This is a genomic window from Bacillota bacterium (genome assembly GCA_040755295.1).
Lineage (GTDB): Bacteria > Bacillota > Desulfotomaculia > Desulfotomaculales > Ammonificaceae > SURF-55.
Genome location: JBFMBK010000005.1, coordinates 132,151 through 145,283 on the forward strand (window position 1 = coordinate 132,151; position 13,133 = coordinate 145,283).

Here is a 13,133-nt window from a genome sequence, read left to right on the forward strand (position 1 = left end):
ATTGCAAACGGGCTCCTATGCTTGACACTACTCCCTTCCAGCCGTATACTAACGACAATAATTGACAGGAAAGGTTTGAAAACGTGACAGGTAAAGGGTCTTTGCTGGATCGGGCGCGTGTGCCTCATCGGAATTGAAGGTTTACTTATGGAAATATGTATTGATGAAAGTAAGCTCAAGGAATTAATGAAACAGGCCTTGGTAGAGGTACTCGAAGATCGTAGAGAGGTAATCTACGAAATACTATCCGAGGCGATCGAGGATATCGCATTGGCTCATGCCATCAAGGATGAAGAGGCTACCGAATCGGTAGATAAACAGAAGATACTGGATATTCTCCAGGGCGGTCAGGGATGAAGGTCGAATTCAAAGCCAGTTTTACCAGAGACCTGAAGCGAATCAAAGATAAGGGATTCTGAGGCAAGCTCGGAAAGTAGTCGAAGGCGTCGAATCGGTTCAATCTTTTTCTGAGATACCAAATCTCAAGAAGCTTAGAGTGGAAGGCCGTTACTTTCGAGTAAGGATCGGTGACTATAAGCCACAATGCCGCATCGGCCTGCCCTTACCAGCCGGTTCTCGCGGCTCTTCGCCGTCTGCGCCGGAAACTCTTTCTTCGCTTCGCTGCAAAGGCGTGTGGTAGCAGGCGCATTAAGGAAGGCGTAACAGTCCGCTACCCACTTGGCGTAGAAAAGGAATATACTGGGGTTTACATCGAATCTTTTCGCTGAAGAAACCCTTCTTGGGTAAAGAATATGAAAAGGGTGATTTGATGGCTATTTATGACAAGCCAGTGCGACTGTTTTCAGCCGGCTTTAGCCGGTGGTCGTTGAGTATATTAATTATGTTATAAATATGGATTACAGCGTAAGAGGAGAGAGGATTATGAAAATTGACTGCTATCTATCTCCGGACTGCGGTTCGGAAGAAGCTTTGCGCGAAAATATCACCCGTGCGTTGGCCATTGAAAAGGTCGAAGCGGAGGTGAATTTTCACAGGATTGATGACGAAAAGGCTGTGGCTCTTGGACTGACAGGATCGCCTTCGGTATTTATTAACGAAAAGGAACTACAGCCTCAGGGGTCGGCCAGGTTTTCCTGAAGGATGTTCAGCAATGGGTCTGGAAGGCTCACTAATGTACCCACAGTGGAAACGATTCAAGCGGCAATTAAAGACATTGAAATTCGCAAATGTCCCCATCTGTTAAAGGTCTGCATTAGAAGTCTCATGCGGCTGCAACGCCCCGGTTGAGGATGGAACGTCCTTGTTATCGTTAAAAACTTGTGCTATCATCGTTAACTAAACGGATTTACTTTTAGAAAATTCTATATCAGGTTTTCAGAGGTGGGGAAGATGAGTAGGAAGAAAATAAAGAGACAGGAGCCGAAGCCTGTGAGCAGGGCGCTTGTCGGCGGTATTCTGGTTTTCTGTTTCGCGCTTCTGGCCACGGTCGGTTACGGCGCATACAAGCAGGAAATGGCCGATCAGCGTGTGGCGCAAACAACACCGGCGGGCGATACCGCAAAGCAGTCGGACAGCGGGCAGGATAAGCCCGCGGCGGACGGGAATTCGACCGCGAAGGAAGAAGTGTATAATGATACCAACGCGACGGAAGGCGGCGGGGAAAAGGAGAGCCCGGAACAGACCCCGTCAACGGCCGTAAACGAGGGGACCACTACAACGAAGGAGGATAACATGGATCAGACCGAGAGCAGCACGGCAAATACGGAAACCGAACGCGTGACTATTTCCACTGCCAAGGGCGAAATCGAGCTGGAGCTGTATCCGAAGCTTATGCCGATCACGGTGGCGAATTTTGAGAAGCTTATCAGCCAGAAGTTTTACGATGGATTGACCTTCCACCGGGTAGAAGACTGGGTCATCCAGGGCGGCGATCCGGAAGGCAACGGCACCGGCGGCCCGGGTTGGAGCATCAAGCTCGAAACCAGCCCCGCGCTTAAGAACGTAAGGGGGGCGCTGGCCATGGCGCGTTCGCGCGACCCGAATTCCGCGGGATCGCAGTTCTATATTTTAAAGACCGACGCGACGTGGCTTGACGGCCAATACGCCGTTTTCGGGAAAGTAACCAAAGGGATGGATATCGTAGACAAGATTGCGATCGGCGATAAGATGCAGCAGGTGCAGCTGGAAAAGTAAACGGCGCTTGATTCCTTTTAAAAAAGAGAAGCGGACGGGCAAGAACGACGTCCGCTTTATATTTCCCAGGCTTTATATTTGGTTCTTGTTCGTCCGGGTCAGGCCTTATTATTCAAAACGCAAGGCCTCGATGGGGTCGGCGTTGGCGGCCTTACGGGCCGGATAATAACCGAAGAAGATGCCCACCAGGGCGGCAAAACCGATGGACAGCAAAACAGAACCGGGTGAAATCACCGTGGACCAGCCCGCCACCCGGGAGACGACTTTGCTCCCGGCAATCCCGAAACCCATGCCAAGGAAACCTCCGGCAAGGCTGAGCACGAGGGCTTCGATCAGGAACTGTCCCAGGATGGCGCCGCCGGTGGCTCCTACAGCCATACGGATGCCGATTTCTTTGGTGCGCTCGGTCACCGATACCAGCATGATGTTCATGATCCCGATGCCGCCGACCAGTAAAGACACCGCCGCCACGCTGGCCAGCAGAAGGGTCAGGATTTTGGTCGTATCGGCGACGGTCTCCATGACGGCGGTCATGTTCTGCACGCTGAAGTCGTCATCCTGTTGGTCTCCGAGACGGTGCCTTTGTCTTAAGAGCTGGGTAACCTCGTCCTGAACCGTTGCCAGGCTCATCTCATCGCGGGCCTGGACGTTAATCAGCCGGACGGACCTGTCACCCGAGAAGCGCACCTGTGCTGTTGTAACGGGTATGTAGACGGTGTCGTCCTGATCGGCCCCCCCTATGCCGCTCCCCTGAGGAGCAATAACACCGACAACCGTAAAATCAAGGTTGTTCAGGTGGACGGAAGCCCCGATCGGGTTGGACCCGGGAGAGAAAAGGCTGTCGACGACCGTGGGGCCCAGGACGGCCACCAGGGCCGCCCGGTCGACATCGTCGTCGGTAAAAAAGGAACCTGATTCTACAGCCAGGTTTCTGATAGCTTTGTAGGAACCGGTTGTCCCTACCGCGGTTGTCGTCCACGTCTGGCTGCCGGCCACGGCGGTGACTCTCTGACTCAATTCCGGCGCCACGTTTTCAACCAGGGGCAGGTCTGCTATCGCCCGGTTATCGTCGAGGGTGAGGCTGTTGACAGACCCGCCTGCGCCGCGGACGGCGCCGAGTGCCATCCCCGGCCTGACAACCAGGAGGTTGGAACCCATGCTGGCGATTCGGGAAGTAATCTGCTTTGAAGCCCCTTGACCCACGCTGATCATGATGATTACGGCCGACACGCCGATGATGATGCCCAGCATGGTCAACAGGGAACGCATTTTGTTGGTAAGGAGTCCTCGCCAGGCGACCGTGAATGCTGAACGGAGGTTCATATAACACCTTCTTCCCGCGGCATGGCCGACAGCTCTTGTTCCGCCGATCGCGGTTGTTCGATGATACCGTCATCAACCACCGTACCGTCTCGCAGGCGTACGACCCTCTGGCAATACTCCGCGATATCGTGTTCGTGGGTGACGATAATAATGGTGATTCCCCGTTCGGCGTGAAGACGCTGCAGCAGGGCCATAACCTCGATGCTGGTTATGGTATCGAGGGCTCCGGTTGGTTCGTCAAGCAGTATTATCGCCGGCTCGTTGATCAGGGCGCGGGCGATCGCGACCCGCTGCTGTTGACCTCCCGAAAGCTGGGTGGGCAGGTGCGACTCTCTTCCCTGTAATCCTACCTGCTGCAGCGCGCTCCGGGCCCTGGTGATCATTTCCTTCCTCGGAACGCCGGTGTAGACCAACGGAAGGCATACATTTTCCCATGCCGCGGTGTTTTTTAGAAGATTAAAACTCTGGAACACAAAGCCGATCTGACGATTGCGGATATAGGCCAGACTATCCCGGTCCAACAGGCTTACATCACGGCCGTTCAATAAATAACGGCCGCTTGTAGGGCGGTCGAGACACCCCAGGATATGCATGAGGGTTGATTTACCCGAACCCGAGGTTCCCATAATTGCCGCCATTTGGCCCGGTTTAACAGTCAGATCTAACTCTTTCAAAGCCGGCACCTTTGTATCACCGGTTATATAGATTTTAGTCACTTTGTCGACCTTTATCACAGGATCGGTCATGATCAGTCGGGCCTCCCCATCCTGAACATCATCTGCCCTTGTTGCTGTTGCGACCTGTTGGATGAACCACTGCTTGTCGCACCGCTGGTCGCAGCCCGGTTTCCTGTAGCGGCATTTCCAATGATTACTTGCTCGCCTACCTTTAAACCGCTTTGGACCTCCATATTGCGCTCGTCGCTCAAACCGGTGACAACCCGCCGGGCTTCCGGTTGACCGTCCTTTAAGACAAATACCAAAGACATGCCGGTATTCTCCGGGGTTGGTGCGGTTGTTCCGTCGCTGCGGCTGTCGGACGACTGTGGGGTGTTTTCGCCGTTCCCGCTTGTCGAAGGTGTTCCTTTCACTCGCAAATTACCGGCTCGCGTTTCGACGCCGGTCGTGCCGGCGGTACGGGCCAGGTTCCGGTTACCGGCGGCAAAGGTTACCGCCGCGCGGGGCACGGTTATTACGCCGTCTTTTTGCGCCACAATTATCTCAACGCTTGCCGACATGCCGCCTTTAAGGGAAGTGTCGGGATCGATCAGGGATATGATGACGTCGTACAACTGTACATTTGATACCGTTGTCGCTTCGGCGGATATGGAAGATACCTTCCCGTTAAAGCTTTTATCCGGAAAGGCGTTTACGGTGAATGTCGCCGGCTGACCGGTCTTGACTTTGCCGATATCCGCTTCATTAACCTGAGCTTTTACCTGCAATTCGGGCGTAATCAGGGCGATGAAACTGTTGGCGATGTCATTGTCGTTGCTGCTGTTGCCGCCGCCGCTGGTGCGTTGGCCGACCTCCCCCCTGACGGCGCTGATGATCCCGTCAAAGGGAGCCCGAAGGTCGGCGGAATCCAAATTGTTCCGGGCGAGCGTAAGCTCCGCTTCTGCCGAATCGACCTGGGCTTTCGCGGCGGCTATATCTTCCGCGCCGGCGCCCTCTTCAAGCGTTTCCAGGTCCGCTTGCGCCTGCTGGAGTTTGACGAGGGCGGTATCCCGGTCGGAGATGGATTTATCCAAATCCATCTGGGCCAGCGCCTTTCCGTCAAAAAGGATCTGGTTTCGCTTTAAGGCGGCTTCCGCGCTATTGTATGCGATCTGAGCCTGGGCCAGACTTGCCTTTGATTGAGCAAGCTGGGAAGCCGTAGGTTCGTCTTGCAACTGGCGCAGCTTTGCCTCCGCGGAGTTCAAAGCGGCCCGGGCCTTTATCAACTGCACTTCCAGGTCGGCGGTGTCGAGAGAGGCCAGGACTTGTCCGGCCTTCACCCGGTCGCCGGCTTTAACGTTCACCTTCTTGATTTCGCCGCTGTTCTTGAAGTCCAGACCCGTGCTCTTAACCGCACTGACCATTCCTGTTGCGCTGATGGCGTTGATAATACTGCCCTGCATTACAGGCATGGATATGTACCGTGGCTGGTCCTGACGCCCGTGCCACCACCAGTAACCGATCCCGGCCACAATTATCACCAATGATCCCAGGAGCAGGAATAATCCTTTGCGCCTGTTTGGGAGTTTTATCTCGGAAACTGCTTCCATAACCGACCTCCACTGAAATAGTACTTGGTCCCGGGTCCAATCCGTCGCTATTCTCGATTATGGCTACTTCCAGCGCTCAGGTTTTAAACTCGCCGTTAAATTGCAGAGGTGCAAGCCGGCTAATAGATACCGTTTCTTTCACCCGGTGTAATTGCTCACTGAGTGCCGGATGAATCAAGCCCTGAAACCCGTGCCCGAATAGTTAACTTCCGCTGGCGGGTTACCTTCTCAAGCGGCCCAGGGTTTTTGGAAAGTCATTACCGAATAAGCGTGGTTGCGGACCATTTCCTCAATCGTCTCTTGGGCCTTGGCCACTTCAATTTCCGCGGCTATCACTTCGGCGTTTGTAATCATACCGGCGTCATATTTAAGCTTTGCAATCCGCAGGTTATCCTGAGCCGTTTTTAAAGATACCAGATCTACGGCATAGCTTTCTTCCTGGTTTTTGATCTGGTAATAGAGGTTGCGAATAGATTTGTCCAGGGATTCCTTAGCGTCGGCGGCGCTGAGTTCCGCCTGATCGACCGCTATTTGCCTTTCCGTATAAGTGGTATACGAACCGTTAAAAAACATCATATCGGCCGCCCATTCCGCCTTTGTTATATTTTGTAGGGCTTCCCAGACGTCGGGACTGTTCTCAACAGCCTTTTCAACCTCGTAATCAAGGCTGGTTATGTTTAAAGGTTCAAAGACCGGAGTATCGGTCAGTTGCAGCCGTTCGTCCGGGTGCAGTCCAAGCAACTGGTTGAAGTTAGTGTATGCGGTATCGAGGGCGTTCCGAGCGGTGACCAAACTGCTTTGCGCCTGCTGCCAGGCAGCTTCAGCCGTAGCCAGGTCAGGCGGAGAAACGGTTCCCGCCCTGACTCCGGTGCGGGTATCCTGTAACTTTGTTAACGATTGCCGGTTGAGTTTTTGCTGTAGGTCCAGCTTCATTTGGGCTGTCTGCACGTCCCAGAAGCTTTTATACACACTCATCACCACACTGTCCCGGGTTGTGCCTAAGGTTTTTTCACTTTTTCGCCAGTTAAGATCGGCGGTCAGCAGCTTGTTCCAGTTGGATTCAAAATCGGCGTCGTATTCACTTCCCTCCACTGGGATAAAGCTGACTGCGGCACTTGCGTCGTCGCGCTGGGCCTTCGCGATGTCAATATTGCCCTGGGCTTTGATAAGACTGCTGCTGTTCTTGAGAGACAGGCCGATCGCCTGTTCCAGGGTCATGGTTTTATCCTCCGGTTCTGCGAATGTTGCCGATACAGATAACCCTAAAACGAAGATTAGGGTCAGTAATGAGATAATCAGTTTTCGCATCCAATTCCTCCCAATAACCGATTTGTGATGAACGGTATTAGAGGGCGTCTCGGTCTAATCCCCTTTATGCCGGAGTGTATGATGGACTTTTTGAAAGCACCTCCTTTTCCTATGGTAATAACGTGGTTTTTTTGCTTCCCTTCCTGATGCCTTAGATTCTACCAAATAATTGTGAACAAACTGTTAACAAAACATGGAGAGTTTGTGAACTAACGCACCGTTGGCCTTCCGTGGATCATTTACTTCTATTTAATTGAACCCGGGACCGTTTAAGAATTTATTTTACAGGAAAGTCGAAAGCTGACAGCGAATCATGAAAATAAACACAAGACATCGGGATTTTAATTTAATTCTTGGCGGTATTCCAGCCGGTTGAACATCTGTCACAAGGAGGATCCTGATGCGTGTAATCACGTTTTTCGCAGCGGCCTTACTTGTATTAGTTGCGGCCGCAGGCGTCGCTCAAGCCGCGCCCGCCGTTGTTCTGGATGGAAAGCAATTATCTTTCGATGTCCCTCCGGAAATTCTGCAGGGACGGGTTCTTGTCCCCATGAGGGCGCTTTTCGAGGCTGTCGATGCGGAGGTGCAGTGGGATGGCGATACCGGTACGGTTACGGCCAGGAAAGGCGATATAGAGATCGTTCTGGTCGTGGGCGGCCAGGTGTCCAAGAACGGCGCCCCGGTTGATTTGGACGTTCCGGCCGTTATTAAAAACGGCCGCACCATGGTCCCCCTGCGGTTTGTGGGTGAGGCTTTGGACTGCCGGGTGGACTGGGTTCAGTCTTCCCGGACGGTATATGTCGAGAGCGCCGGTGTTCCCGTATCGACCGGACCGCCGGCAGTGCCCGCGGGGAAACTGAGCGTCGTCAAAAAAGGTTGGACGCTCGGGCCACGGGATTTGAACTATTATCACGTAACGTATGGGATAGAAATAACCAACCTCGACACCGTTTCGGCGGCGGATTATATTGATGTCGTGGTCCGGTTTTCTAATGCTGAAGGCAACATTATCAAAACAATAACCGATCAGATATCCTATATTCCGCCGGAAAAAACCGTCTATGCGGGAGACAAGGTCTTTCTTTCGGTCCCGCCTTCGTCTATGAGTGTTGAAGTTTCCGAAACCGCCTGGGATGAAATGGGCAGGCAGATCCCTCTCTTTAAGTTTTATGATTTGCAGTATACTTCGGACGGAAGCTCCTTGTACGACGGAGAAGTCACCGGGATAATTAATAACCCATATAACCAAACATTAAAAAATGTCATGGTCACCTATGCTCTTTATGACGCAAACGAAGAGATAATAGGGGGAGGGTATACTTTTGTGAATCTTTTACCTGGAGGCGGGACAAGCAGTTTTTCTAATTACATTCGGGGAGGATTGACAGTTTCGAAGATAAAGGCATACGCCGTCGTCCCGTTGCCGGTGGATCCTCATCTATCAGTTAACAGTTGATCGTATTATTAATTCAGAACACTGAAATCCGGTTTCTACAGGCCGAAGACAGTTGTTACTAAGATTTAAATAATTACATAATTTACCGGTAAATAATATTGACTTATCATCCGTTTATTGTTAAGATTATATTGTATAAACGGCCTTAACAGTTGTTGAAAAGAATGCTTGGTTTTCCTAAATTATAACAAAGAGAGGTTGTTGCTTACCTACTTAAAATTAATAACTTAATATGCTTTTTAAAATCGCTGAGTTCCCGTATGGGAAACGGGGGAACCGATTTTCCGGGGTGAATCCCGGCACTCAGGAGTTTATGAGCTTTATCTGGCAGCTTGATTGTACGCTGAATCATCTGTAGCAAACGCCAGGTAATTATTCGTTGAGTGTTGGGTAGGGTTATTCTTTCAACCCGAATCCGTCAGCTAACTTCGTAAGCGTTGAAAGATGGGAAGCGTTACGCTTTGCGTATGTTTAGCCCCGGAATGCCTATGGCTTAGTCCGGGGCTGTTTATTTTCAGGAAAAACTATCAGAGGAGGGATGTAAACCATGTCTATACCTTTCAAGAAAGACTGGACGGAAAACGAAGGGGGGAAAAGGGCCTACGCTCTTATGCGGGCGGCCGAATTGAAAGAAACGATAAGCGATTACCTGGAAAAGAAGGATGAAATAAAAACAGGGTTTGATATGAAGAGGACCATCGAGGCTAATAAAAACAGACTACTCGAACTCTTCAACGCCACGGAAGACAACTGGAACGATTGGCGCTGGCAGTTGCGCAACCGGATAAACGACGTCGAGACCCTGGCCGTATTGCTGGGGCTTAGCGACGAGCACTGCGATCAAATCAGGACTGTAGGGATCCGGTTCCGTTGGTCTATTTCCCCTTACTTTACCTCGTTGATCGAACCGGGGAGGACTGACGATCCGATAATGCGCCAGTCTGTTCCCTCCATAGACGAGATGGATGAAACCGGTTACGAAGACCCCATGGCCGAGGAGTTGACGTCGCCGGCGCCCTGCATAACCAGACGTTACCCTGACCGCCTGATAATAAACGTCACGAATCAGTGCGCCATGTATTGCAGGCACTGCCAGAGACGCAGGAATATCGGGGAGGTCGACAGGCACGAGCCGCATCACAAACTGGTTGCGGCGCTGGAATACGTCCGCGGGCACAAGGAGATCCGTGACGTTTTACTCACGGGCGGTGACGCGCTGCTTTTGAGCGACAGGAAAATAGCATGGCTGCTGAGTGAACTGGACAGCATCAAGCACGTGGAAATTAAGCGCATAGGCACCAGAACCATCGTTACATTACCGCAGCGGATTACGCCGGAACTTTGCGCGGTGCTGCGAAAGCACCCGCCGGTTTACATAAATACGCAGTTTAACCACCCGCGGGCCGTCACGCCGGAGAGCAAAGAGGCCTGTGACCGGTTGACGGAGGCCGGTGTAATTCTGGGGAATCAGTCCGTCCTGCTGAAGGGCGTCAATAATGACCCCCACGTGATGAAAAAACTCAACCAGGAGCTTCTGAAAATAAGAGTCCGTCCTTATTACATCTTCCACGCCAAACCGGTAAAAGGGACGCGCCATTTCATCACGACCCTGAACGAGGGCCTGGAAATAATGGATAAACTGCGCGGTCATACCTCCGGCCTTGCTGTACCGACCTACATTATTAATGCTCCTAACGGCCGGGGGAAGGTTCCGGTGCTTCCTAATTATATCCTGCGCAACGACGGGGACTCGGTCAGGCTGAGAAACTGGGAACACCGTGAAATCGAATGCACTATCATTCCGGAGGATGACGGAACGACAATATAGCCGGCATCTTTGAGTTCTAAAAGGGAGGGGAGTCTTGTTTTTCGCACCCGGTCGGGGTAAAGGCACCCTCCCTCAGGCAAACCTCTGTTGCTTCCACCCGAAGTGCGCCGGCATTCGCATGTATGCACGCTATCCTTCCTTGTACCATAGTTTTTTGCCTTTTACAAACTCTTCGGCGCCCTGTTTTCTTATCTTTTTCAGGTTTTCAATATGGGCGACACCGTGCGACGGTTTTAAGAAGTCAAGCTTATTGCAGGTTTCAAATTCGGCGCATTCCCAGCAGCCTTCGATGGCTTTCTTTTCGCAGCACTTTCGCATTTTACAGAAGGGCGGACCCCCGCCGCCCCTGCAGGCTCTTTTGCAGCGGAATTTTACCATCGCGCCGAGCACTTCGTAACAATCCGTGTACCTTTCAAACACCTTAAAGAACGAAAAAGTCGACATAAATTCCGCTGTTTTATCGAACCTTATCTGCCGGAGTTCTTTTCTGAGGTCCCTCGCCAGGTCGGCGATCCTGCCGGTATGGTTGGGACAATCGCCGCAGTAAAGGCCGCAATACGCGATTAAGCCCGCACTTTCTTTATCCATTGTTTCTCCCCTATTCTTACAACATTGAATTTCATTACGGACATCGCCAGCGCTAATCATTTATTCAAGCGTGAACCCCCGCATCTCCTCCTTTACAGGGTGGAAAACCCGGCGTTTCTTTCTGCCGATGGTATCCGGCGGTTAAATACGTCCGGGGCGCGTTCGTTGAGGGATTCGGGCAGGCCGTTTGGGGTTGTCTGGTGTATGTCGGACAGGTGAATTCTTCTTTATGCGGTTCAATTTTCCTGCCGTTTTAATAAAAATGGGTGTTTAGAAGGGTGCCCGGGCAAAAAATTCTAATTAATACTTGATGGCGATAAATATTAAAAATATTATATATATAACCATATATATATAATCCTATAAAGAGCAAAAAAGGAGGTAAAACATGTCGCTAAAACACGCGCTGCTGGGATTTTTAAACTACAAGGGAATGACCGGTTACGATCTTAAGCAATGTTTCGATCAGTCTATCAAGTACTTCTGGAATGCAAACCTGAGCCAGATATACCCTACGCTGAACCAGATGGAGCAGGAGGGCCTGCTCTCGATGCGGGTGGAGTACCAGGAGAACCGCCCGAATCGAAAGGTTTATCATATTACCGGTGCGGGGCGCAAAGAGCTGCAGCGGTGGCTTCGGGAACCGGCGGAGCCGTCGCCGCTGAGACTGGCTTTTCTGATTAAGGTCTTCTTCGGGGGCAATCTGCGCAAGGAAGAGATAATTACCCTTCTGCGCCATGACCTGGAATCCCACCGGAAGGTGCTGAGCATGTATGAAGGGTCCGTAAAACAGGCGTTGGCGGAAAGGATTGAAGAGACGGGACAGAGGCGCGAAGGTTTTTTCTGGGGCCTGCCGCTTGAGATGGGCATCAAGAACGAGAGGGCGTGGGTGCAGTGGCTGGAAGAGACCATAAAAAAGGTTGAGCCGGGCGTGAAGCGGTCCGGCAGGATTGTATAACACCTTAGACTCAGCAAATGCTCGACACCTGTCTAGTTGACCCCGAAGTGTACTCCGCGGATTTGTTTTCAGCATCTGGTTTCAGCATCTGGTTTCAGAAGTGGTACCCGGCATATTATTCGGCTGACATTGATAGATAAGGCCTGTGAACCTTCCCCTGCCAGCAGTGCAATGGATGTTGATATGATGAGAAATAACTTTATTGTACGGTTGAATGGGGTTCCGACCTTCGCTTCCTACGACGTTTTTATTTTCCCGCTTCGCGCCAGATGCGGCAGAAGGTACAGACCGGCGCCGAGGACGGCAGCCCGCAGACGCTGCAGGCTTTAAGCGGCGGGCGGGAGGTATCCTCCTTGAACCGATTGGCGTTTTTTATGTAACCTTCATAGAAAACGCGCTTTGTCCCGGGTGATTCCTTTTCAAGGTTGTTCAGCATCGTTTTGTACCGCTTGAATTTGGCTTCGGCGGCGTACGGGCAGCTTTCCGAGACAGGTCGTATCCCGTGAAGTCCTGCGAACGTGGAGATTTCTTCCTCCGTTTGCATAGCTAGGGGTTTGATCTTCATCGCGAAACCGTTTTCGGCGGGGAGGACGGGAAGTCCTTTAGCAAGGTGATGGAGGTCCCACCGCCGGAGGTTGGCAAAAAGGGCGGCCGCAAGGTCGTCTAGGTTGTGCCCGGTGGCCAGGGCCGCCGCCGCGGACGCCAGGGCGTATTCATTCATGATATGGCGTTTGGTCACGCCGCAGACGGCGCACAGCCGGGGATAGCGGCCGGCTATTTGAGGGATCGTCATTCCGAACGCCGCTTCAAGGCTGAAGACCCTCAGCGGTATACCGCGTTCCGCGCAAAAATCGTCACAGGCTTTCCTGGAAGCAGGCGAAAAATGCCCTTCGGTGATCCCGAGGTCGATAAACAGACCTTCCACCCGGTACCCCAGACGGCTGAGCACGACAGTGGTAACCAGGGAGTCCTTTCCGCCCGAAAGCGCCGCCATAACAGGGGCTTCAGGAGGGAGCATCCGGTATCTCGTTATGGTGTGTGCCACTTGTCGCAGGAAAAAGGCGTCAAAATGCTTTTCGCAAAACGCGGCGTTATGCGCGGGGAATTTAACAAAAGCCTCTTCTTTACAGACGCGGCATTTCATGAGACATACCCCCGGTGCCGGTTACTTACATACTAACTTTACACGCTGTCCGTCGCCTTTTCAATTACAAATCGCTGCTTTTCCTAACAACAACCGTACAGAACAAGA

At 52.0% G+C, this 13,133-nt stretch carries 12 protein-coding genes and 1 riboswitch; of the genes, 6 read left to right on the forward strand and 6 right to left on the reverse strand.

The features are described 5' to 3' along the window. The first annotated feature begins 147 nt into the window (after window positions 1-147). From AB1500_05855 to AB1500_05865, 3 genes are all read left to right on the forward strand, one after another. Window positions 148-357 (forward strand): hypothetical protein, encoded by a 210-nt coding sequence (locus AB1500_05855; GenBank protein MEW6182688.1) that lies wholly within the window; start codon window positions 148-150, stop codon window positions 355-357. Between the two features lie 525 nt (window positions 358-882). Then, entirely contained in the window at window positions 883-1,098 is a 216-nt protein-coding gene (locus AB1500_05860; protein ID MEW6182689.1) for a hypothetical protein, read from the forward strand. A 252-nt stretch (window positions 1,099-1,350) separates the two neighbouring features. Next, a complete protein-coding gene (locus AB1500_05865) occupies window positions 1,351-2,154 on the forward strand; it encodes a peptidylprolyl isomerase (GenBank protein MEW6182690.1) in 804 nt (267 codons plus the stop codon). Window positions 2,155-2,262: 108 nt separating this feature from the next. Here the strand turns inward: AB1500_05865 and AB1500_05870 are convergent, their stop codons facing one another. The 4 genes from AB1500_05870 to AB1500_05885 form a co-directional block, all read right to left on the reverse strand. Continuing rightward, window positions 2,263-3,477 carry an ABC transporter permease gene (locus tag AB1500_05870; protein ID MEW6182691.1) on the reverse strand — a complete coding sequence of 405 codons (1,215 nt, stop codon included), beginning with the start codon at window positions 3,475-3,477 and terminating at the stop codon, window positions 2,263-2,265. Continuing rightward, window positions 3,474-4,223 (reverse strand): ABC transporter ATP-binding protein, encoded by a 750-nt coding sequence (locus AB1500_05875; protein MEW6182692.1) that lies wholly within the window; start codon window positions 4,221-4,223, stop codon window positions 3,474-3,476. The genes AB1500_05870 and AB1500_05875 overlap by 4 nt, the downstream gene beginning before the upstream one ends. A 2-nt stretch (window positions 4,224-4,225) precedes the next feature. Next, on the reverse strand, window positions 4,226-5,743 hold the full coding sequence (locus AB1500_05880) for an HlyD family efflux transporter periplasmic adaptor subunit (GenBank protein ID MEW6182693.1): 1,518 nt from the start codon (window positions 5,741-5,743) through the stop codon (window positions 4,226-4,228). A 228-nt stretch (window positions 5,744-5,971) separates the two neighbouring features. Then, window positions 5,972-7,051 (reverse strand): TolC family protein, encoded by a 1,080-nt coding sequence (locus AB1500_05885; protein MEW6182694.1) that lies wholly within the window; start codon window positions 7,049-7,051, stop codon window positions 5,972-5,974. Window positions 7,052-7,451: 400 nt separating this feature from the next. On the opposite strand from AB1500_05885, the gene AB1500_05890 reads away from it, so the two are divergent. Beyond that, window positions 7,452-8,507, forward strand: a complete 1,056-nt coding sequence (locus AB1500_05890) for a stalk domain-containing protein (protein ID MEW6182695.1) — start codon at window positions 7,452-7,454, stop codon at window positions 8,505-8,507. 236 nt (window positions 8,508-8,743) lie between these two features. Then, window positions 8,744-8,960: riboswitch (cyclic di-AMP (ydaO/yuaA leader) on the forward strand. A gap of 94 nt (window positions 8,961-9,054) precedes the next feature. Next, on the forward strand, window positions 9,055-10,335 hold the full coding sequence (eam, locus tag AB1500_05895; GenBank protein ID MEW6182696.1) for a glutamate 2,3-aminomutase: 1,281 nt from the start codon (window positions 9,055-9,057) through the stop codon (window positions 10,333-10,335). 129 nt (window positions 10,336-10,464) lie between these two features. Here eam and AB1500_05900 read toward each other — a convergent pair whose 3' ends face one another. After that, window positions 10,465-10,923, reverse strand: a complete 459-nt coding sequence (locus AB1500_05900) for a DUF3795 domain-containing protein (GenBank protein ID MEW6182697.1) — start codon at window positions 10,921-10,923, stop codon at window positions 10,465-10,467. Window positions 10,924-11,311: 388 nt separating this feature from the next. Between AB1500_05900 and AB1500_05905 the strand changes: the two genes are divergently transcribed. Beyond that, the gene (locus AB1500_05905; GenBank protein ID MEW6182698.1) at window positions 11,312-11,881 is read left to right on the forward strand and encodes a PadR family transcriptional regulator; all 570 of its coding nucleotides are present in this window, start codon (window positions 11,312-11,314) and stop codon (window positions 11,879-11,881) included. Between the two features lie 247 nt (window positions 11,882-12,128). Here AB1500_05905 and AB1500_05910 read toward each other — a convergent pair whose 3' ends face one another. Then, entirely contained in the window at window positions 12,129-13,025 is an 897-nt protein-coding gene (locus tag AB1500_05910; GenBank protein ID MEW6182699.1) for an ATP-binding protein, read from the reverse strand. Between the last annotated feature and the right edge of the window lie 108 nt (window positions 13,026-13,133).